The following is a 19,409-nucleotide window of genomic DNA, read 5'->3' as shown; positions in this document are numbered from 1 at the left end:
CTCACGCATCAATCCTCCGTTTCGCTACTCGCCGGCTCATTGAGCATCGTGCGATAACGATGGAGGCTTTCCTCCAGATGGACGATCAGCGCGGCCTTCGCAGCCTTGGCATCACCCTGGGTGATGGCGGCCAGGATTGCGGCATGTTCCTTGTTGATCTTCTTCAGGTAGGTGCTGTAGCCGCGCGCCGATTGGCGATGCTTGAGCACGAGGTCGAAATTGATGCTCTCTATCACCGCTTCCAGAAAACTCGGGAAGTGGGGATTGCGGGTGGCGCGGGCAATCGCTAGGTGAAACTCGAAATCAGCGCGTGCCTCGACCTCGGCATCGTCCGTCACCAGGTTTTCGAGGTTGTCGTAGGCGCGGGCAATTTCAGCCAGCGCCTCCGGCGTGCGCCTTGACGCGGCAAGGGCGACGGATTGGATCTCAACGCCGAGCCGCAATTCCAGGATCTGCATTGCGGAGCGAATATCCTCGATGCGGCTGATCTCGAAATTGAGGGTCTTTGCGTCCTTGTCGCTCACATAGACGCCGGCACCCTGTCGCGCGGTCACACGTCCGCCAACCTTGAGAGAGGTGAGCGCCTCGCGAATGACGGTTCGGGACACGCCGAACTCTTCGCACAGCTGGGCACTTGACGGAATTTTCTCGCCGGGAGCATAAAGACCGGAGTCGATCCGTTCCATCAGCTTCGCAACGACGATTTCCGCGAGATTGCCTCGTTGCGTGATGATTGACACTGGTTTGCTCCGATTTTCACGATCAAATTTAGCACATATCACATATCATGCCACGTCTGATTGCGGAATGTCGGCTCTTTCAGACATTATCTTATCGATGACCTGAAAGGGGTGCGGGAGGCGCTTGTTGTCGATTTCCTTCACCTGCGAGCGGCATGAATATCCGGTGGCCATGAGACTGTCGTTGTCGCCGGCGGCATCGACCTCCGGCTTCCAGCTCATCGCATAGAGGCGCTCGGAGATCGGTCGATTGCGGGCCTCGTGGCCAAAGGTGCCGGCCATTCCGCAACAGCCCGTTTCTGCTGTCTGAAGGTCGATGCCGAGGTTCGCGAACACTTTTTTCCATTGTGCGATGGAGGCCGGCGCATTGGTGCGTTCGGTGCAATGGGCCATCAACCGGAAGCTCCTGCCTTTGGCGGCGGAGGGTGAAGCGGCAAGCCGGCCGAGGTTGGCGGCCAGCCATTCCTGCGGAAGGAGAATGTTCGCCTTCAACATCCCTTTGTATTCGCTGCGGAACGCAAGCGTCATCGACGGATCGAGCCCGACAAGCGCCATGCCCGCGTCATCCACCTGCTGAAGATAGTGCGCGGTCCGCCCGGCCGCAGCCTCGAAACGTCCGAGATAGCCATGAACGTGCAGGGCTTTGCCATTGACGTGGGACGCGGCGAGGAAGGGCGAAAGCCCCATTTTCCGCGCAAGCCCGATTGCGGCAAGGGCGACCTCAGGATCGAAATAGGCCGTAAACGCATCGGCGACGAAGATGACGCTCTGCTCCCTCTCACGCGGCGACAAGGCCTCGATCCGCCGAGGGGTCGCAAGCGGCACGCCAAGGCGGGCGGCTTCCTTCGCCAGAGAGATCCGCGGCAGGCGAGGCAGGGACGTCAGGCCGGCAACGCGCATCATCATCCTGCCGGCTCGCGTGCCGACGACCAGGTTGTAGGCAGGTCGTATCCGGTGGACCAGGGGCAGGGTGGTCTCGATGGCTGCTACCAGCGGATCCTTCAGCGGGCGGAGGTAGCGTCCGTAGTAAAGCTCCAGGAATTTGGAGCGGAAGGCCGGGACGCTGACTTTCACGGGACATTGCCCCGCGCAGGCTTTGCACGCCAGGCAGGTGTCCATCGAAGCGCGGACCTCGTGGGAAAAGTCGTCCCGATTTTGAGGGTTCAGCGAGTTGAAGACACGCAGCGCGAAGCTCGCGAGCGGAACGCTCTGCCGCAAGCGTTTTGCCTCCTGGCGAGCATCGATACCTTTCTCGGCAAGCAGCCTCAGCCATTCCCGCATCAGAGCGGCGCGGCCCTTGGGCGAAAAACGCCGGTCGCGTGTCGCCTTGTAGGAGGGGCACATGGGACTCGTTTCGTCGAAATCGAAACATGCGCCGTTGCCGTTGCAATAGGCAGCGTTGTCGAAGGCTGCGCGGATCTCGTTGCCAATGATGCGGTCGACGTCTCCCCGCAGCGGAACCTCGTCGATCTTCAGCAGCGCTTGGCCGCCGGAAGGCGTTGCGATCTTGCCGGGGTTGAGACGGTTTTCCGGATCGAAAGCCCGTTTGATCTCCTGCAGGCTGGGATAGAGGTCGCCGAAGAATTCAGGCACATATTCGGAACGTACCCCCTTGCCGTGCTCCCCCCAGAGCACGCCGCCATATCTACGCGTCAGCGCCACGACGGCGTCGCTGACCTCCCGGACTAGCCGGACATGGTCATCGCGGGTGAGATCGAGGGCAGGCCGCACGTGCAGGACGCCGGCATCGACATGGCCGAACATGCCGTAGGAAAGGCCCGCGCCATCAAGCAATGCGCGGAACTCGCGGATATAGGCCGCGAGGTTTTCCGGCGGCACGGCGGTGTCCTCGACGAAGGCGACAGGCCTGACCGGTCCGTCCACATTGCCGAGCAGGCCGACCGCCCGTTTGCGCATCGACCAGATCGCCTCGACATCGGCATGATCCCGCGCGATCGTATAACCCAGGTGACGGGCATTCGCGCCCGTGGCAAGCGCGGCGGTCACCTCGGCCAGTTTGCGTTCGAGTTCAGCCTCATCGTCGGCGAGCACTTCGGCGATATTGATGCCGTTCGTGGTTCCGCCTGCATTGTCGGGAAAAAAGCGGGCAATGCCCGTCCAAACGATGTCGCCCCTGGCGAGCCCGAGAACTTTCTCATCGACCGTTTCCACCGAGGCGACCTTGAGTGCCACAAGCGTGCGGGCATCCTCCAATGCGGTGTTGAAGTCCCCGTAGCGAATGTTGATCAACGCCGCATGGGCGGGGATTGGCAGCAGGTTGAGTTCGGCTTCGGCGATCATCGCCAGCGTTCCCTCCGAGCCGCAGAGGATGGCATTGAGGTCGAAGCGTCCGTCGTCCCGCCGGATGTGAGCGAGGTCGTAACCGGTCATATAGCGGTTGAGTTTCGGAAAAATCTCGGCGATCCGGTCGTGTTTTTCGCGCGCGATGCGGTCGACCGTCCTGTGGATTTCGCCGACACGGTCCTGTCGCCCGGCGATCTCCGCGAGTACCTCAGGATCGAGCGGGCGCGACCACCAGTCGGTCCCATTCGCAAGCACGATGCGCAATCCCAGCACATGGTTGCTGGTTTTGCCGTAGAGGCATGAACCCTGGCCGCAGGCATCGGTGGAGACCATGCCGCCGATGGTGGCGCGATTGGAGGTGGAGAGTTCAGGCGCAAAAAACAGGCCGTAGGGTTTCAGCGCCCGGTTCAACTGATCCTTGACCACACCCGCCTGGACCCGCGCAATTCTCCTGATCGGGTCGATCTCAAGAATGGAATTCATATGTCGCGAGCAGTCGACGACGATGCCCGACGTGAGGGATTGACCGTTCGTGCCGGTTCCGCCGCCGCGCGGGGCGACAGTGATCCCGCGAAAGGCCGGTTCCGACAGCACTGCCGCCGTAATCTGCAGGTCTTCGATGCCCTTGGGGAAGAGGATACCGGTCGGCTCGATCTGATAGATGGAATTGTCGGTCGAAAAAACGGTCCGGCTCGCCGCACCGGTTTCGATGTCGCCATCGAACCCTGCCTCGATGAGCCGCTGGAAGAATCCCACAGCGGGAAGGGGGATTGAACCGTTCGGCCGGAGGCGTGGAATCATTTCGAGACCTTCAGAATGCACTTGAGCTTTGTCGAAGTTGGCATATAAGTGATAACATACAATACTAGCGGCGTAACTGAAAATACTGAGGTGGAACTTTGAAGAACCAGACCGCAATCATCGTCGGCGGCGCTTCCGGGCTCGGATTGACGACGGCCAAGCTGATGATCTCGCATGGGGCGACCAGGATTGGGCTCATCGATCGCAATGAGCAGCTGCTCGACGTCTCGGCCGCGGCGCTTCGCGCTCTCGGCGCCGAGGTGGCAACGGCGGTTGCCGACATTTCCCGGGCGGAAACGGCTCATCGCGGGTTCAACGAGATCGCCGGCAAGCTCGGTCGGATCCACGTGCTCGTCAACAGCGCCGCCATCTATCCGAGACGCCCTATTCTCGAGATCACCGACGAGGAATGGGACCTCGAAAATGCGATCAACGTGAAGGGTACCTATCATATGATGGTGGCCGCCGTTCTTCATATGCGCCAGTACGTGAACGCGCCTGCGGTTACCGGGCGGATCGTCAACGTGACCTCGGTCGATGCTTTCAAAGCTCATCCCCAGAATGCGCATTACGCCGCAACCAAGGCGGCTGTCGTCAGTCTGACGAAATCCTTTGCCCAGGAATGCGCCAAGGACCAGATCCTTGTCAATTCCGTCGCCCCTGCCGGTTTTGCGACGGATCGCGCCAAGGAGCTGGGATTCCTTCCGGAACTGGCCAAGGCCAGTGCGCTTGGCCGCGCGGCCGAGCCGGTCGAAATGGCGGAGTGGATCGTCATGATGGCATCGAGCCGCAACACCTATGCCACCGGCGAAAATGTCGTCGTCAGCGGAGGCTATATCTATGTCTGAGCCGCTGCCCTATCAGGTTGCCCTTGTCACCGGTGCGACGAGCGGCATCGGTCGCGCCACCGTCGGCAAACTACGCGAGATGGGGCTGATGGTTTATGCCGTTGGCCGAAACGCAGAGGCGCTCGATGAACTGGCGCGGGAAAGCGGGGCGAAGCCGGTCCGTGCCGATGTGCGCGATACCGCCGAAATCGTCAAGCAGCTTCACGGAACAGACGTCGACATCCTGGTCAACAATGCCGGCATTCTCTCGACACGGGCGACATTCAGCGAGATCGAACCGTCCGAGATCGATGCCATGATCGACATCAATCTCAAGGCGCCGATGCATCTGACCCGCGCATTCCTGCCTGCTATGGTCGAGCGAAAGCGCGGCCACCTGATCTATATCGGTTCGAGCGGCGGCCAGGCACCCTATCCGAACATGGCGGCCTACGGCCCGTCGAAGGCCGGGCTCAGCCTGTTTTGCGACAATCTGCGCTGCGACCTGCTCGGGACCTCGGTTCGCGTGACCGAGGTGGTGCCGGGCCGTGTTCAGACGGAGCTTTATCGAACCGCAATAGCGGGCAACCAGGCGCGGACCCTGCTTTATGACGGCTACCGTCCGATCCAGCCTTCCCACATCGCCTCGATCATCTCCAACGCCATCGGGCTTCCCGTCTTCGTCGACGTCGCCAGGATAGAGGTCTTCCCGACGGACCAGGCGACCGGCGGCGGCACCATGGTCAAATTCCCTGAGCAGTAGGCGGGCGCTCGCTCGCTTCGAAGATGCCGCGGGCCGCCTCGACCATCGACTGCAGGTGATCGGGGTCGCGCACGCCCTGTCGGTAGAGCTCGATGACGATGCTCGCCATTCGTTCGGCTTCGTCGCTGTCCCTTGCCACCCCGTAATCGGCGCTGAGCCTGTCGAAGACGCGCTGGCAGGTTTCAAGATCGCGGGAGTCCAGCGGCACCTGCGATCGGTTTTTGATCGTTTGAACCATCTCTATTCCCTCGGATGAGGCCCGCCCGGCGAGGCCGGCGGGCCGGCAAACGCCTTAGAAGTCCATGCCGGGGCCGGCGGGCATTGGCGGCGGCGCGTCCTTCTTGGGCTTCTCGGCGATCATGGCTTCCGTCGTGACGAGGAGGCCGGCGATGGAGGCCGCATCCTGCAGCGCGGTGCGAACCACCTTGGCCGGATCGATGACGCCCTGTGCATAAAGGTCGCCATATTCGCCCGTCTGAGCGTTCCAGCCGTAGGAGAACTCGCTTTTCTCGCGCAGCTTGCCGACAATGACCGAGCCTTCCGCCCCGGCGTTTTCGGCGATCTGGCGAGCCGGCGCCTCGACCGCGCGGCGAACGATGTCGACACCGACGCGCTGGTCACCATTGGCGGTCTTGACGGCGTCGAGCGCCTTGACGGCGCGCAGCAGCGCCACACCGCCGCCCGGCAGAATGCCTTCCTCGACCGCCGCGCGGGTTGCATGAAGCGCGTCGTCGACGCGATCCTTCTTCTCCTTCACTTCGACTTCCGTCGAGCCGCCGACGCGGATGACGGCAACGCCGCCCGCGAGCTTGGCAAGACGTTCCTGCAGCTTCTCTCGGTCATAGTCGGATGTGGTCTCTTCGATCTGGGCCTTGATCTGGGCCACACGACCTTCGATGTCGGACTTGGCGCCCGAACCGTCGACGATTGTGGTGTTCTCCTTCTCGATCGACACCTTCTTGGCTCGGCCGAGCATGTCGAGCGTGACGGATTCAAGCTTAATGCCGAGATCTTCGGAGATGACGGTGCCGGCGGTCAGGATGGCGATGTCTTCGAGCATGGCCTTGCGGCGGTCGCCGAAGCCGGGCGCCTTGACGGCAGCGATCTTGAGGCCACCGCGCAGCTTGTTGACAACGAGGGTTGCCAGGGCTTCGCCTTCGACATCTTCAGCGATGATGAGCAGCGGCTTGCTGGACTGGACGACGGCTTCGAGAACCGGCAGCATCGACTGCAGGTTCGAGAGCTTCTTCTCGTGGATGAGGATATAAGGGTCTTCGAACTCCACCCGCATCTTGTCGGCATTAGTCACGAAGTAGGGGCTGAGATAGCCGCGATCGAACTGCATGCCTTCGACAACTTCGAGTTCGGTTTCGGCGGTCTTGGCTTCTTCGACGGTGATGACGCCATCATTGCCGACCTTTTCCATGGCTTCCGCCAAAAAGCGGCCGATTTCGGCATCGCCATTGGCGGAGATCGTGCCGACCTGGGCGATTTCGGAATTGTTTGAGATCTTGCGGGCATTGGCCTTCAGTTCCGCGACGATGGCGGCGACCGCAAGATCGATGCCGCGTTTCAGGTCCATCGGGTTCATCCCTGAGGTAACTGCCTTGGCGCCCTCCTTGACGATCGCCTGGGCCAGCACCGTTGCGGTGGTGGTGCCGTCGCCGGCAATGTCGCTGGTCTTCGAAGCAACTTCGCGGACCATCTGGGCGCCCATATTCTCGAACTTGTCTTCGAGTTCGATTTCCTTGGCGACCGAAACCCCGTCCTTGGTGATGCGCGGGGCGCCGAACGACTTGTCGATCACGACGTTGCGGCCCTTCGGGCCGAGGGTCGCCTTCACGGCGTTGGCCAGGATGTCGACGCCACGCAACATCTTCTCGCGGGCTTCGGTGCTGAATTTGATTTCTTTAGCAGCCATGTCCTCACTCCTTCATAGGCAGCCAGAGCAATTCCAGGAAAAGTGCGTAGCGGTTTTTCCGTTCGGAATTGCGTCAGAAATAAAAGCTTGGAGCGGTTCTGCGTTTCCATGAAAAGCTGATGCGCTCCTGCCCTGCATTGACTGATGTCCGCAGGGATCTCATGCGGCCTGCTTCTTTTCGCCCTGGGCTTCGATGATGCCCATCACGTCGCTTTCCTTCATGATCAGCAGGTCTTCGCCGTTGATCTTGATCTCGGTACCGGACCATTTGCCGAATAGGATGCGATCGCCGGCCTTGACGTCGAGCGCCTGTATCTGGCCGGCGTCGTTGCGTGCGCCGGGGCCGACGGCGATGACCTCGCCTTCCTGCGGTTTCTCCTTGGCGGTATCGGGAATGATGATGCCGCCCTTGGTCTTTTCTTCTGAATCGACCCGGCGGACGAGAATGCGGTCATGAAGCGGTCGGAACGACATGTCTTCCTCCATCGACAAACAATGATGACGTTGTTCCCTAGCCGGACCGGATGACCAATCCGGGCGGGTGCGCAGCGCGCGAGCCGCGAGCCGTGCGAGAATGATTTGGTTCGACGGCTTTGCAATTCAAGAGGGATGAAAGAAAAATTAGCACTCCCTGCCCGTGAGTGCCAACGCCTGGCAGGGAACAGAAAATCGGCTCCCGCGTTCGAATGATGAAGGCGATGGCGCCGTACCGGAGGCGAGTTCGAGCTATACTGAACTTGAATCCGGATTTCGGCGTTCCCAACTCTTTGATGATCGAGGCTTAATGAGCTCGAGCAGCGTCCCACGTCTTTTGGAGTGAGTGACATGGAAGAGAAGACCAACATAATCAAAGACCTCAGTATCGAAGAACGCGAGGAAATCCTCGTCGATATCGCTAGAACGCTGGAGGACACGGCGCGTGAGGCCTATGTCGAAGGCAATACGCATTTCGCGACGCTTTCCAACAACATGGCTGAAGCGATCCGCGTCAATGCCGATGAACTCGCCCGTGACGATCCAGAAAATGCCGAGCTCGTATTTCAGCAGGCGACGGCGATGATCTCGCAATTCGAGGCCGTGCACCCCTATCGAATGGTGAGTATGGCCGTTCATTGATTGCCGCCCGGACGGTGCGGCTCGATCGCCCGCTCAAATCAATCGCAACCCACGCGGAACTCTCACTGCTTGCAAAGGTTATTGGATCACAACATCGAGAGGTGATCCATGATGACTTCCAGATCCAACGTGCCGCCCGAGAGCGGGACAGATGACGCTCGTTCCGCCGATACGGAGCGAGCCGAGACCGATCGCAAGCGAGCATTGGAAAATGCCCGGCGCAACGTGAGTTCGACATCAGATCGCGATAGCGGCACTGAAACCCCAAGCCTGAAGCTTGCGAAAGAATATCTCAGCCTTGGCGGCCACCGTCGGTCCATGATCGACGACAACATCACCGATGTTCGCCAATGGGATGAGGATCCACCCGAGGCCGAGCGGTTCTGGAAGGAACGGGTGGAGACGCTTTCGAAGGGCAAGCGCAAACAGGTGGAGGATTTTCTTCCAACCGTCAACACGCCGTGAAAGCGACTGGGCCCGTTCCTCGGATGGCTCATCAAATGCCCTTGGAGGCGATCATGGCTATAGACAAGCACGAGCAGATCCGTCGCCGTGCCTACGAGATCTGGGAGGCCGAGGGCCGCCCGGATGGCGCCGACGAGCGCCATTGGCTTCAAGCCTGCGACGAACTTGCCGGCGAGGATGAGCATGAGACGCTGCAGAACCTGCTCGATGAAGACGATAGGGATGATGCAGCCCTGCTTCAAGGCGCCGGTGAGAGCGGCGATCTCGATCGGCGGCCGGCGAGGCCTGTCCAGGCCGCCGTGGCTCCCGTCCCTGGCATCGAGATGACGACGGGCGAAAAGCCTTCCCGACGGAAGATCAGGAAGACCGAGGGACCGTGATCGCCATGCAGCATCTTGACCATGCCATCCAGATCGCTCTTACGGCCCATGAAGGTAAGGCGGACAAAACCGGCCGGCCGTTCTTCGAGCACTGCCAGCGGGTAGCCCTTCTGGTTTCCGGTGACGAGACGCGAACGGTCGCCTACCTTCATGACGTCGTCGAGAAGGGAAGTGGCTGGACGCTCGACAGGCTGAGGGAAGAAGGCTTTCCGCCGGCGATCATCTCGGCGGTGAATGCTCTGACAAGGCGGCCGGACGAGCCGGATGACGACTTCGTCAGACGTGCGGCATCAAACCCGCTGGCCTTGCCCGTCAAACGGGCCGATCTCGAAGATAATCTCCGGCAGGCCGAACAAGCTGGCAAGAAAACGGAAAAATACCAGCGCGGCCTGGATCTTCTGCGCGACATCAGGAACGGACAATAGGAGTTCGGACAAATTTGCGCAGTTCGCCTGCAACTGCCACCAAAATCGGCGCAAGAGCGCACTGCTCGGCTTCCATGTCATGTGCCGAGCGCGACCGCAACCTGGCCTCCGCTTGCACCGGCGGAGGTCGTTGGCTCTATTTCATGCTTTGTTGGTAAACCACACGGTCGGCGCGCCGAGCACGCCTCCCGTGCGCATCGCCGTCTTCAACTCGTCCAGCTTGCTGAACGTTTGCGCCGCTTCAAGCGTGGCAAACTCGTGGGTGACGGTAATATCGTTCGGATTGTCGATGGCTCGATAAACGGCTTGCGCCGTCACCCCATTGGCCTTCTGCACCGGCGAAAACGCATCATATATCTTGCGCCAGGCGGCGTAATCGGAGACCTCGTGCCTTACGAATAACGTCGTCATATCATCCTCCCGCGTTGCATTTCCAGGTTTGGTTGAGAGGCGTTTTACGATTGCACGAGGAACACCATGGTCTCGGGCAAGACACCATCATTCGCCATCGCATCGGCCGCTGCCTTGGTCTGCATGAAGGCCATCAACTTTTCCATATCAGCAACGTCCATGACCAAACCAACGCGATTAGACGTTTGAGGGTCTGTAAACGTGCGAATGTTCGTGACGCCAATCGGTTCCAATACCTGCTTGCGGATGGGTGAAGCGAGCCAGTGCTTCGTATCTTTGACATTGTGATGGACCATTATGGTAGGCATTGCATCCTCCTCTGGCCTTGAAAAATGAAAGGCCAGTACATCACTACGCTTTGCTAAACTTTAGTTCAACAATATTGCGATGAGGGGGTGTTTTGCTATTTCTACCGAAGATATAAATATAATTATTTGGAGTAATCCGAAAATATTACGGTTGGCCACCGGTTTTGGCGCGTGTTATTTTTCCGGCAATGGCTTTCGCAATAGTTCAGGCGTCCGCGACCGCCGCGCGAGAGACGACGGAGGTTCAGGATGAACGAACGCCGACCATTTGATCTCAGGGCCTATGTGCACGACATCGGAACAAGGTCATGCTTTATCTGCGGATTGGTCAGGAATGACCCCGACTTCTTTCATCATCGCGTTTTTGAAGACGACGAGACGATCATCTTCCTGAGCAAGTATCCCACTCTGCCCGGCTATTGCCTTGTCTGTCCGAGGGAGCACCTCGAGGATCTGGCGCGAGACATGTCGACCGATGAATATCTTCGACTACAGGAGAATGTGCATATTTTGTCTCGCGCGCTCAAAAGCGTGTTCGACGCCGAACGAATTTATGTGCTTTCGCTCGGCAGCCAGCAAGCCAATAGCCACCTGCATTTTCATGTCGTTCCCTTACCCTCTGGTGTGCCTCTTGAAGAGCAGCAATACCACGCGCTGATGGCGGAGTACGGGGTTCTGCAGATACCTGACGATCAAATGGCACAGTTGGCGCAGCGCATTGCCGAAGCATATCGTTCCGAGTTGACCGCCCGATAATCAACCGTCCGGCTCGCGGTTGAAACCCGGAAGCCAGTGCCTCCAAGCTACGTCCCGAGAGCGAATGCCGGCACCCCCGCGCCTTTCTCTCGAAAGAGCCGCTCCACCTCGTCGAGGCGGGGGTTGGCGGGCGGGTTATCGAGCGCATTTGCCCAATTCTCGCGACTGGGAAGCGCCATTGCCGCAGTTGCGAGCACGATGGTTCCGGGGCCGATTTCGCCGCGCAGCTGCGGCAGCAGGGTCTTGGCGTGGATGAGGTTGGTGTTTGGGATCGGGCTCATCGCATGGCCGGCCCTCGGATTGGGCGATAGATCCACGATAGCGCTGACGTCGGTCTGCCCGTACCAGACAGCCCGGCCATCGCTTACATCGGAGCGGTCGGCATTGAAATCCGCGCGTTCGATCGCAAAGCCGCCTTCGATGGTGCTGAGGGCGCGCGGCGTAGCGATGCGGTGTAGGCGGATGTGCCACGGGTTTTCGGGAAGCAGCCAGGTTTCGATGGTGACGTCGTTCCAGGGGCGCCAGCGCGAATAGAGCAGGTCGCCTGTTATCAACGCCTCTTCGAGGGTTTCCCGCATGCGGAAATGGACGCCGTCGTCTGAGAGACCGAGCATGCCGTCGAAGCTTGCGGCGGAGAAATTCCGGTCGTCGGCTTCGATGTTGAAAGCGTAGCGCGTGGAATAGACGAATTTCGAATATTTCTCGTTTGCGCCGAGCATCTTGTCGTGCTGCTGCCCTGAGGAGAGCACAACCACGTTTCCCGGCGTGTGCATGGCGACCATTCCCGCCGGCGTCAAAGCGACCGGCTCCGGAAATTCCGGCTGCTGCGCCTCCTCGGCGGTCCAGAACGGATGATCCCCCGCAAGAGCGAGCGGCAGGAAGAATTTCAGCGCCCAATAGGGTGACGCGGGAGAATTGTAGCTCTCGCTCATGAAGAGGTTCGGATAGCCGTAGCCGACGGAGAGAACGCCGTCGCGCTCGGCAATCGGCATCGCCGACCACCAGCGGATATGGCGCATGTAATAGCCCTTGATCTCAGCCCAGGGCAGCGCTTCGACGCCGGCAAAGGCAAGCGCACCCCAAAAGCCGCCCGCCGCGAAGCGGTAGGTCTGGCTGCGGCCGAAGGCAAGTGCCGCGCCATCGGGGCCGAACCAGTGGCGGATATCCCCGGCAAAGGTCTGGGCGCGACGCCGGAAGCGGTCCTTGCGCGCCTCGTCGCCTCGCGCCAGCACCGCATAGATCAGGCCGTAGAAATGCATGGCGAAGGGAATGTAATGATCGACCCGCCGGACCGGTCCGTCGCGATACCAGCCTTCCCCGAGGTCGAAAGCTTCCAGTTCTTCGAGATAGGCGAGGGTTTTCCGGTGATCGAACGCCACGCTTACGCGTTCCAGCCCGAGATCGATGAGCACACGAAAGAATTTCCAGTTGTTGTCGATGAATTCCAGCTCGCGCGCTCTGAGAAGATAGGCAGCGACCGTCTTCTTATCGCTGTCGTCAAGCGGTTCCCAGATATGCTCGGGGACAAGCGCCAGGGCGAAGCCGACGGCGGCGAGCTCGACCAGCCGCTGATTGCGGTCGGTAAGATCGCCCCAATATTCGGGATGAGCAGGATTGGTGCCGTTTGCGAGCCCGCGCCGATAGAGCTCCCAATGCGGGAACGCACCGCCGCCGGCAGCGAGCGGAACAATTCCCCAGAGCGGCCGCGCAAATCCTTCCAGATCCGCCGCTGCCCGGTCGAAGATCGCGCCGGCTGCACCGAGGCGCACACGAGCGCCGCCTTCGGAAAAATACGGCAGCAGCGGTTCGAACAGATCGATGACGGCCTTGGAGAGGTCGTCGCGTGTCTTCAGGGGATTGCCGAAAAGCGGATTGGCCCGGGCGGGATCATATATCATTGTCAGCTCAAAATTCATGGAAAACCCAATCGGCCGCGGGCGGATGGTAACCCGCGGCCGTCGATATCTCGTGGGCCTACTTGATGGCCTTCACGCCTTCGGTCATTTCCTTCAACCCGTCGTCGACGGAGGTGTTGTCGGTCATGATCGCGTCATGCACACGGTTGAGCACCACCTCGATCTTGGCGGCGTTCGGGTTGACCGCCATCTCAAGGTAGGTTTTCAACGGCTTCAGCGCCTCCTTGCTGGCCGCATCCTCAGGAAAGCCGGGCGTTGCCGCGATCTTGGCGCTGACGTCATCCGTCTTGAGCGCGGGGAAGGTGCCCGTCGACGCGATGACATCAGCGCCCTCAGGACCGGTGACGAACTTGATGAAATCGAGAGCTGCATCCTTGTGGTCGGAATTGGCGTTGACCGCCAGCCCGGAGATCTGCGCGGCCGTTGTCCCGGCCGCGACGCCATCGGGATGCGGGAACTTGACGATGCCCCAGTTCTTGCTCTTCGATTCACCCGATTTCACCTTGGTGATCTGGGTGCCGACGAACCAGGTTCCCATCGGCAGCATGCCGATCGTGCCGTTGAAGAAGAGCGCCGAATAATGCGTGTTTGACGTCTTCAGGAAGGCGTAGGAGGGAATCGCCCCATCCTTCTGCAGGGTGAGCGCCCTATCGTACCAGGGCTTGAGGAAGTCGTAGTCGCCGTCGACCAGCGTGTGTTTTCCGTCGAGGACGCCGGGCAGCTGAACGGTCGACCGCCAGGTATGCAGGAGCGCGCCGTAGGTCTTGTTGGTGCCCATGCCGCCGGTAAGCTTCTCGGCAGTCGCGTCGAATTGCGCCCAGGTCATGTCATTGGTAGGGTAGGGGACGCCTGCTTTGTCGAATATGTCTTTATTGTAATAGACGATCCAGAAGTCGGAGCGGAACGGCAGCGAATAGACCTTGCCGTCGATGGTCAGTTCCTCGATCAGGCCGCCATAGGGAGCCGGGTCGATCTTCTGATCCTTCACGAAGCTGCTGAGATCGGCGATGTTGCCGGCGCGCACCAGGTTGGTGTAGCCCGGCACATCCTTGATGGTGACGATGTCGATATCCTTGGAGCCGCCGGTCAGCTGCGTCGAGATCATCTGCTGATAGTCCTGCGAGCCGAGGTCCATCGGCTCGAACTTCACGTTGGGGTGTTTGGCCTGATAGGCCTCGATCAGCGGCTTGTAATAGGCGGTCTTGTCCCAGTCCCACAAAGCCCATTTGAGCGTCACAGCGTCCTCAGCAAGCGCTGCGCCGGCAGTCGTTGCGGCCAAGGTGAAACCTGCCAAGGCAAGTCTCATCGTCCTCCCGAATTTATCCAAATACATTCCCGTTCTCCTTCCCTGGATCATCTCTGGATCAGTTGTTTTATGAAGCGTCTCGTGCATGCGGTTCGCGGTGCGGCTGCGTTGCGTTTGGCAGGTCTAGAACCGTCACCGCCGCCCGATGGACGCCGAATGCGACGGCGAACATTCCGAGTGAAAAATTGAAGGTTGCCGGCATGAACACCGAAACCGGATAGAAGAGGATATGCGCCAGCCACAGGCAGGCGGCGAAGGCGAGCGCGGCAAGCGCCGGGAGCGGACGGATGACGGAGGCGAGCGCGGCGAGGCGCAGCAGCCTCAGAGCCGGCAGATCGCGCATCACCATGAGAACGATGAGATGGCAGGCGAGGACCGCGATGAAAGCGGTGGCGACGAGGGCGATCGTCAGCGGTGCGCTGAGCAACAGATTGTCGCGTGCGCCGGCGGCATAGGTGACAATCGCATGGATGCCGATTGCGAGCGCGCCGCACAACGCCAGGCCCCAGGCGGTGGCGCGCCAGAAGTAGCGCAGAAAGGCTTCCGTGAAGTCCCGCAGCAGATAGGTGTTGCGATCTTCCACCAAGGCTACCGAGACCCGGGCCATGGCGGCGAGGGCTGCCGGCAGGGTCACGACGAAGAGGCCGGCCAGGATGAAGAGGATGTTCAGCTTGACCATCTCCCACCATTCGCGGACGAGGATCTCGGCGAACAGAGCAAGGCCGGTCCTCTTCGGCGCATCCTTCGCAATGCCCGGTCCCTCCCTCGTCCACATGTCCCGCAACCACTGCATAGCCGTCTCCCGCACGCGCCTCAGTATAGAATCGAGCGTTCCGTTTCCTTGTCGAACAGCTGCGCATTGGTCATATCGGCGACCAGCGTCGCCTCCTCGCCGATATCAGGCCGGTAGCGCGGCGACACGCGGGCGATGAGATTGCGCCCGCCTGCCACCATGTTCAGGTGCACTTCCGAGCCCATGGGCTCGGCAAGTTCCACGACCGCCTTGAGGGGCGCCAGGTTCTCCGGTGCGATGTCGGCCGGCGGCAGCTCGTGGAAATTCTCCGGACGGATGCCAAGCACCAGTTCGCGGCCCTCGTAGGGGGCGATCCTGCTCTTGTCGAAATGGGCAGGCAGCGGCAGTTCCCGGCCGTCGAAGACGGCGACGTAGCCATCGCCCCGGCGCAAAATGGTCGAGGGCAGCATGTTCATCTGCGGCGCGCCGATGAAGCCGGCGACGAACATGTTGACGGGACGGTCGTAAAGGTTCTGGGGCGTATCCACCTGCTGGATATGCCCGTCCTTCATGACGACGATCCGGTCCGCCATGGTCATGGCTTCCACCTGGTCGTGAGTGACGTAGATGAAGGTGGCGTTGAGGCGCTTGTGCAGCTTGGTGATTTCGGAGCGCATCGTGCCGCGCAGCTTGGCATCGAGATTGGAAAGCGGCTCGTCGAGTAGGAAGACCGCCGGATTGCGCACCATGGCGCGGCCAAGCGCGACGCGCTGGCGCTGCCCGCCCGAAAGCGCCTTCGGCTTGCGGTTCAGGAGATGAGAGATGTCGAGGATCCTCGCGGCGTCCTGCACCTGGGCATCGATGAAGTCGCGCGATACCTTCCTGAGCTGCAGGCCGAACGCCATGTTCTTGTAGACGGTCATGTGCGGGTAGAGCGCATAGTTCTGGAAGACCATGGCGATATCCCGATCCTTGGAAGGGACGTCGTTCATGACGTCGCCACCGATCTTGAGCTCTCCTCCCGATATCTCCTCGAGGCCGGCGATCATCCGCAGCGTCGTCGATTTACCGCAGCCGGAGGGGCCGACCAGGATGATGAATTCCTTGTCAGCGATTTCGAGGTTGATGTCGTGGACGACGGTGAGCGCGCCGTAGGATTTGTTCAGGTCTTTAAGCGAAATGCTGGCCATCGGGTCCTCCTGAATTCACCAATAGGAAGACCAGTTGCGCGAAAGGCGCGTCAAAGCTTCCATGTAATAATAATCTCCCCAGGAGACGCATTCATCGACACCCTCGCCGCGGCAGGTGTTGAAGGGCGATTTCTTCGAATAGGTGGCGTGCAGCACCAGGCCGTTGGAGACGGCTGGGTCCTTGACCGCGTAGTGATCGGCAAGGCTCTTCATCATGCGGCGCGCCAGGGTGCGATAGCGTGCGGCCGGTTCCGGCTCGACGAGATCGGCCATTTCCAGAAGGCCGCAGGCCGCGATCGAGGCCGACGAGCTGTCGCGCGGCTCGCCGTCGCCGTCCGAAAAGACGAGATCCCAATAGGGCACCATGTCGGCCGGCAGCCGGTTGAGATAGAACGCGAGCAGCCGGTCGAAGGTTTGGCGGTATTCCTCGATCCGCTCATAGCGATAGGAGAGCGCCATGCCCGAGATGGCCCAGGCCTGTCCGCGCGCCCAGGCGCTGTCGTCCCTGTAACCTTGCTTGGTGGCGCCGCGCACCGGCGCTCCCGTGACCGGGTCCATGTAGAAGGTGTGATAGGTGGAATCGTCTGGCCGAACCGAATTGGCGAGCGTGGTGCGGGCGTGAATGAGAGCGATCTCGCGGTATTTCGGATCGCCGGTCTCGCGGCTCGCCCAGTAGAGAAGCGGCAGGTTCAAGAGGCAATCGATGATGTAGCGGTATTCTTCCGCCACCCCCTTGCGGCCCCAGGCCTGGATGAACTGGCCGACGGGCTGGAAACGCTCGATCAACTGGTCGGCGGCCAGGATGGCGGCCCTGCGGCCATCCTCATCTCCGACAAGCTTCCAGGCGGCGATGCAGGAGGGCGAATAGAGAAAGCCCATGTCGTGATGATCGGTCTCGATGCGGTTCACGATCCGATGCAGGAACGACTGGACCTGGACCTGCGCAGCATCGCGGAAAACGGCCTCGCCGCTGTGCTCGAAAGCGAGCCACAGCTCGCCGGGCCAGAATCCCGCGGTCCATTGTTCGTTCGCCACGGCGGGATAGAAATTTCCGACGCTTGAATGGTTCTGCGAGGCATAGGTGAAGGCGGGAAGGTTGCGCCTGATCTGCCCGACGGCAAGGTCGAGCGCGGCTTTGACCTCCTGGTCGGTGATCGGCTGCGGGGCGACGGACGAAACGGCGTTCATGGATTTAACCCTTCAGTCCCGTTGAGGCGATGCCCTCGACGAAGAAGCGCTGGAGAGAGAGGAAGACGACGAGAACCGGAATGAGGGCGACGACGGAGGCTGCCATGATGAGCCCGTATTCGGCCGAATATTGCGAGATGAACATGCGCAGGCCGATCTGGACGGTCTTCAGCTCGGTCTTGGTCAGGTAGATCATCGGCCCGAGAAAATCGTTCCAGGTGGTGACGAAGGTGAAGATCGTCAGCGTCGAGAGCGCGGGCTTCGACAGCGGCAGCATGATGCGCGCCCAGATCTCGTACTCGTTCATGCCGTCGATGCGGGCCGCCTCGCAGAGCTCGGTCGGGATCGACATGTAGAACTGCCGCATCAGGAAGACGCCGAAGGCGGTGAAAGCCTGCAGGCAGATCAGTGCCAGATGGGTGTTGTTGAGGCCGAATTCGCGCATCAGCAGGAATTGCGGCACCATATAGACCTGCCAGGGCATGGCGATGGTGGCGATATAGCCGAGAAACAGGGTGTTCTTGTAGGGGAAATTCAGCTTGGCGAAGGCGTAGGCCGCAAAGCTGGAGGTCAAAAGCTGCAGCAGCGTGACGATGATCGTCAGCTTCGAGGTGTTGTAGATGAACAGCGCAAGCGGGATCTTCGTCCAGATATCGACGTAGTTATGCCATTGCGGCTCGGACGGTATCCACTCGATCGGGAAGGCGAAGACGTCGCGGCTGAGTTTCAGGGATGCCGAGAGCATCCAGGCGAAGGGCATCAGCATGATGAGCGTGACGGCGATGACGATGGCGTAGATCGCGACCGATTTGAGGCTCACCTTGCGTCCTGCGATCCTCATTCACCATCCTCCCTCTGGCGCCGGAACTGGAAGACGGTGACGGCGAGCACGAGGAAGAACAGAACGAGCGCAACCATGCTGGAATAGCCGAGATCCCAGGAAATGAAGGCCTCGTTGTAGATGTGGTAGACGAGGACGAGCGTCGAGGTGCCGGGTCCGCCCTGGGTGATCATGTAGATCTGGTCGAACACCTTGAAGGACTGGATCGTCAGCATGACGGTGACGAAGAAGGTCGTCGGCCCGAGCTGCGGCACCGTGACATGGATGAACTTCTGCCAGGAATTGGCGCCATCGAGATCGGCGGCCTCATAGAGCTCCGAATTGATGCCCTGCAGGCCGGCCAGATAGATGACCATGTAGTAGCCCATGTTCTTCCAGATGCCGAAGAGGATCACCGTCACCATCGCCCAGTGGCGATCGGCCGCCCATCCCGGCATGTTCTTGGGATCGAGGCCGAGCGTGTAGAGGATCATGTTCACCGGTCCCATCTCGGGATTGAAGATCATGTTCCAGACGACCGCGACAGCCACCAGCGAGGCGACATAGGGGAAGAACATCGCCGTGCGGAAGAAAACGCGCCCCGCGATCTTCTGGTTGAGAAGTACGGCAAGGCCGAGCGCGCAGATGAGTGTCGCCGGCACGGAAGCGACCGTATAGATGACCGTGTTCCAGAACGCCGCGATAAAGGCCTTGTCATCGAAGAGTCGCCAGAAATTGTCGAGGCCGGCGAAGGTGATCGCATTCGAACCGTCCCAATGCATGAAGGCAAGCACGAAGGCGAACAGGATCGGGCCGAGCGTGAAGACGGCAAAGCCGATGAAGTTCGGCGCGATGAAGGAATAGGCGACGAGCGCGTTGCGGATCCTGCGCTGGCGCTTGGACAGGACCGCGACCTTCCGACCGGAGGTTGCCAGGGCGCCATCCGTCGCGATGACCGAATTCGATAGGGACACCGATGCCTCCTCTTCCTCCCGCAACGACATAGCACATATCCGGTATTGGTCAAACAAGTTCTGAA

The 19,409-nt window shown here is 60.4% G+C and carries 21 protein-coding genes; 7 read left to right on the top strand and 14 right to left on the bottom strand.

The features are described from left to right. Positions 1-8: 8 nt before the first annotated feature. Positions 9-740: a FadR/GntR family transcriptional regulator gene (locus U5G49_RS29555; protein ID WP_047620780.1), complete on the bottom strand. Its 732-nt coding sequence runs from the start codon at positions 738-740 to the stop codon at positions 9-11. A gap of 45 nt (positions 741-785) precedes the next feature. Continuing rightward, positions 786-3,845: a D-2-hydroxyglutarate dehydrogenase YdiJ gene (gene ydiJ / locus U5G49_RS29550; protein ID WP_018445057.1), complete on the bottom strand. Its 3,060-nt coding sequence runs from the start codon at positions 3,843-3,845 to the stop codon at positions 786-788. Between the two features lie 98 nt (positions 3,846-3,943). Here ydiJ and U5G49_RS29545 point away from each other — a divergent pair, with 98 nt between their 5' ends. Together U5G49_RS29545 and U5G49_RS29540 are read left to right on the top strand one after the other, a co-directional pair. Beyond that, positions 3,944-4,693: an SDR family NAD(P)-dependent oxidoreductase gene (locus U5G49_RS29545; protein WP_018445056.1), complete on the top strand. Its 750-nt coding sequence runs from the start codon at positions 3,944-3,946 to the stop codon at positions 4,691-4,693. Next, positions 4,686-5,435 carry an SDR family oxidoreductase gene (locus tag U5G49_RS29540; protein ID WP_018445055.1) on the top strand — a complete coding sequence of 250 codons (750 nt, stop codon included), beginning with the start codon at positions 4,686-4,688 and terminating at the stop codon, positions 5,433-5,435. The genes U5G49_RS29545 and U5G49_RS29540 overlap by 8 nt, the downstream gene beginning before the upstream one ends. Here the strand turns inward: U5G49_RS29540 and U5G49_RS29535 are convergent. The 3 genes from U5G49_RS29535 to groES all read right to left on the bottom strand — a co-directional run bounded on the left by U5G49_RS29535 (position 5,416) and on the right by groES (position 7,830). Beyond that, a complete protein-coding gene (locus tag U5G49_RS29535) occupies positions 5,416-5,673 on the bottom strand; it encodes a hypothetical protein (RefSeq protein WP_018445054.1) in 258 nt (85 codons plus the stop codon). The genes U5G49_RS29540 and U5G49_RS29535 overlap by 20 nt on opposite strands. A 54-nt stretch (positions 5,674-5,727) precedes the next feature. Then, positions 5,728-7,356 carry a chaperonin GroEL gene (groL, locus tag U5G49_RS29530; protein WP_018445053.1) on the bottom strand — a complete coding sequence of 543 codons (1,629 nt, stop codon included), beginning with the start codon at positions 7,354-7,356 and terminating at the stop codon, positions 5,728-5,730. A 159-nt stretch (positions 7,357-7,515) separates the two neighbouring features. Continuing rightward, entirely contained in the window at positions 7,516-7,830 is a 315-nt protein-coding gene (groES, locus tag U5G49_RS29525; protein ID WP_018245947.1) for a co-chaperone GroES, read from the bottom strand. Between the two features lie 351 nt (positions 7,831-8,181). Here groES and U5G49_RS29520 point away from each other — a divergent pair, with 351 nt between their 5' ends. The 4 genes from U5G49_RS29520 to U5G49_RS29505 all read left to right on the top strand — a co-directional run bounded on the left by U5G49_RS29520 (position 8,182) and on the right by U5G49_RS29505 (position 9,742). Continuing rightward, positions 8,182-8,472: a hypothetical protein gene (locus tag U5G49_RS29520; RefSeq protein WP_130729566.1), complete on the top strand. Its 291-nt coding sequence runs from the start codon at positions 8,182-8,184 to the stop codon at positions 8,470-8,472. 108 nt (positions 8,473-8,580) lie between these two features. Continuing rightward, positions 8,581-8,937: a hypothetical protein gene (locus tag U5G49_RS29515; RefSeq protein ID WP_018245945.1), complete on the top strand. Its 357-nt coding sequence runs from the start codon at positions 8,581-8,583 to the stop codon at positions 8,935-8,937. A gap of 53 nt (positions 8,938-8,990) precedes the next feature. Then, on the top strand, positions 8,991-9,317 hold the full coding sequence (locus tag U5G49_RS29510; RefSeq protein ID WP_026188723.1) for a DUF2934 domain-containing protein: 327 nt from the start codon (positions 8,991-8,993) through the stop codon (positions 9,315-9,317). Between the two features lie 5 nt (positions 9,318-9,322). Further along, complete coding sequence (locus U5G49_RS29505; protein WP_032981504.1) at positions 9,323-9,742, top strand: HD domain-containing protein; 420 nt, start codon at positions 9,323-9,325, stop codon at positions 9,740-9,742. Positions 9,743-9,883: 141 nt separating this feature from the next. Here the strand turns inward: U5G49_RS29505 and U5G49_RS29500 are convergent, their stop codons facing one another. Both U5G49_RS29500 and U5G49_RS29495 read right to left on the bottom strand, forming a co-directional pair. Further along, on the bottom strand, positions 9,884-10,153 hold the full coding sequence (locus U5G49_RS29500; protein ID WP_018245942.1) for a hypothetical protein: 270 nt from the start codon (positions 10,151-10,153) through the stop codon (positions 9,884-9,886). 44 nt (positions 10,154-10,197) lie between these two features. After that, complete coding sequence (locus U5G49_RS29495) at positions 10,198-10,461, bottom strand: hypothetical protein (protein WP_018245941.1); 264 nt, start codon at positions 10,459-10,461, stop codon at positions 10,198-10,200. A gap of 249 nt (positions 10,462-10,710) precedes the next feature. Here U5G49_RS29495 and U5G49_RS29490 point away from each other — a divergent pair, with 249 nt between their 5' ends. Continuing rightward, positions 10,711-11,217: an HIT family protein gene (locus tag U5G49_RS29490; protein WP_047620770.1), complete on the top strand. Its 507-nt coding sequence runs from the start codon at positions 10,711-10,713 to the stop codon at positions 11,215-11,217. 47 nt (positions 11,218-11,264) lie between these two features. Here U5G49_RS29490 and U5G49_RS29485 read toward each other — a convergent pair whose 3' ends face one another. The 7 genes from U5G49_RS29485 to U5G49_RS29455 form a co-directional block, all read right to left on the bottom strand. Further along, the gene (locus U5G49_RS29485) at positions 11,265-13,115 is read right to left on the bottom strand and encodes a DUF2264 domain-containing protein (RefSeq protein WP_193442727.1); all 1,851 of its coding nucleotides are present in this window, start codon (positions 13,113-13,115) and stop codon (positions 11,265-11,267) included. Between the two features lie 76 nt (positions 13,116-13,191). Continuing rightward, positions 13,192-14,466, bottom strand: a complete 1,275-nt coding sequence (locus U5G49_RS29480; RefSeq protein ID WP_047620768.1) for an ABC transporter substrate-binding protein — start codon at positions 14,464-14,466, stop codon at positions 13,192-13,194. Between the two features lie 40 nt (positions 14,467-14,506). Next, a complete protein-coding gene (locus tag U5G49_RS29475; protein WP_047620766.1) occupies positions 14,507-15,232 on the bottom strand; it encodes a YesL family protein in 726 nt (241 codons plus the stop codon). Positions 15,233-15,252: 20 nt separating this feature from the next. Next, entirely contained in the window at positions 15,253-16,362 is a 1,110-nt protein-coding gene (locus U5G49_RS29470; protein WP_193442729.1) for an ABC transporter ATP-binding protein, read from the bottom strand. A gap of 15 nt (positions 16,363-16,377) precedes the next feature. Then, positions 16,378-17,550: a glycoside hydrolase family 88 protein gene (locus tag U5G49_RS29465; protein WP_193442731.1), complete on the bottom strand. Its 1,173-nt coding sequence runs from the start codon at positions 17,548-17,550 to the stop codon at positions 16,378-16,380. A 4-nt stretch (positions 17,551-17,554) separates the two neighbouring features. Beyond that, positions 17,555-18,391, bottom strand: coding sequence for a carbohydrate ABC transporter permease (locus U5G49_RS29460; RefSeq protein ID WP_168298388.1), 837 nt, complete (start codon positions 18,389-18,391; stop codon positions 17,555-17,557). After that, positions 18,388-19,374 carry a carbohydrate ABC transporter permease gene (locus tag U5G49_RS29455; RefSeq protein ID WP_193442734.1) on the bottom strand — a complete coding sequence of 329 codons (987 nt, stop codon included), beginning with the start codon at positions 19,372-19,374 and terminating at the stop codon, positions 18,388-18,390. The genes U5G49_RS29460 and U5G49_RS29455 overlap by 4 nt, the downstream gene beginning before the upstream one ends. Positions 19,375-19,409 lie beyond the last annotated feature (35 nt).

The organism is Rhizobium indigoferae, from assembly GCF_034554815.1.
Lineage (GTDB): Bacteria > Pseudomonadota > Alphaproteobacteria > Rhizobiales > Rhizobiaceae > Rhizobium > Rhizobium leguminosarum.
This window is presented reverse-complemented; position numbering and strand designations above follow the sequence as displayed.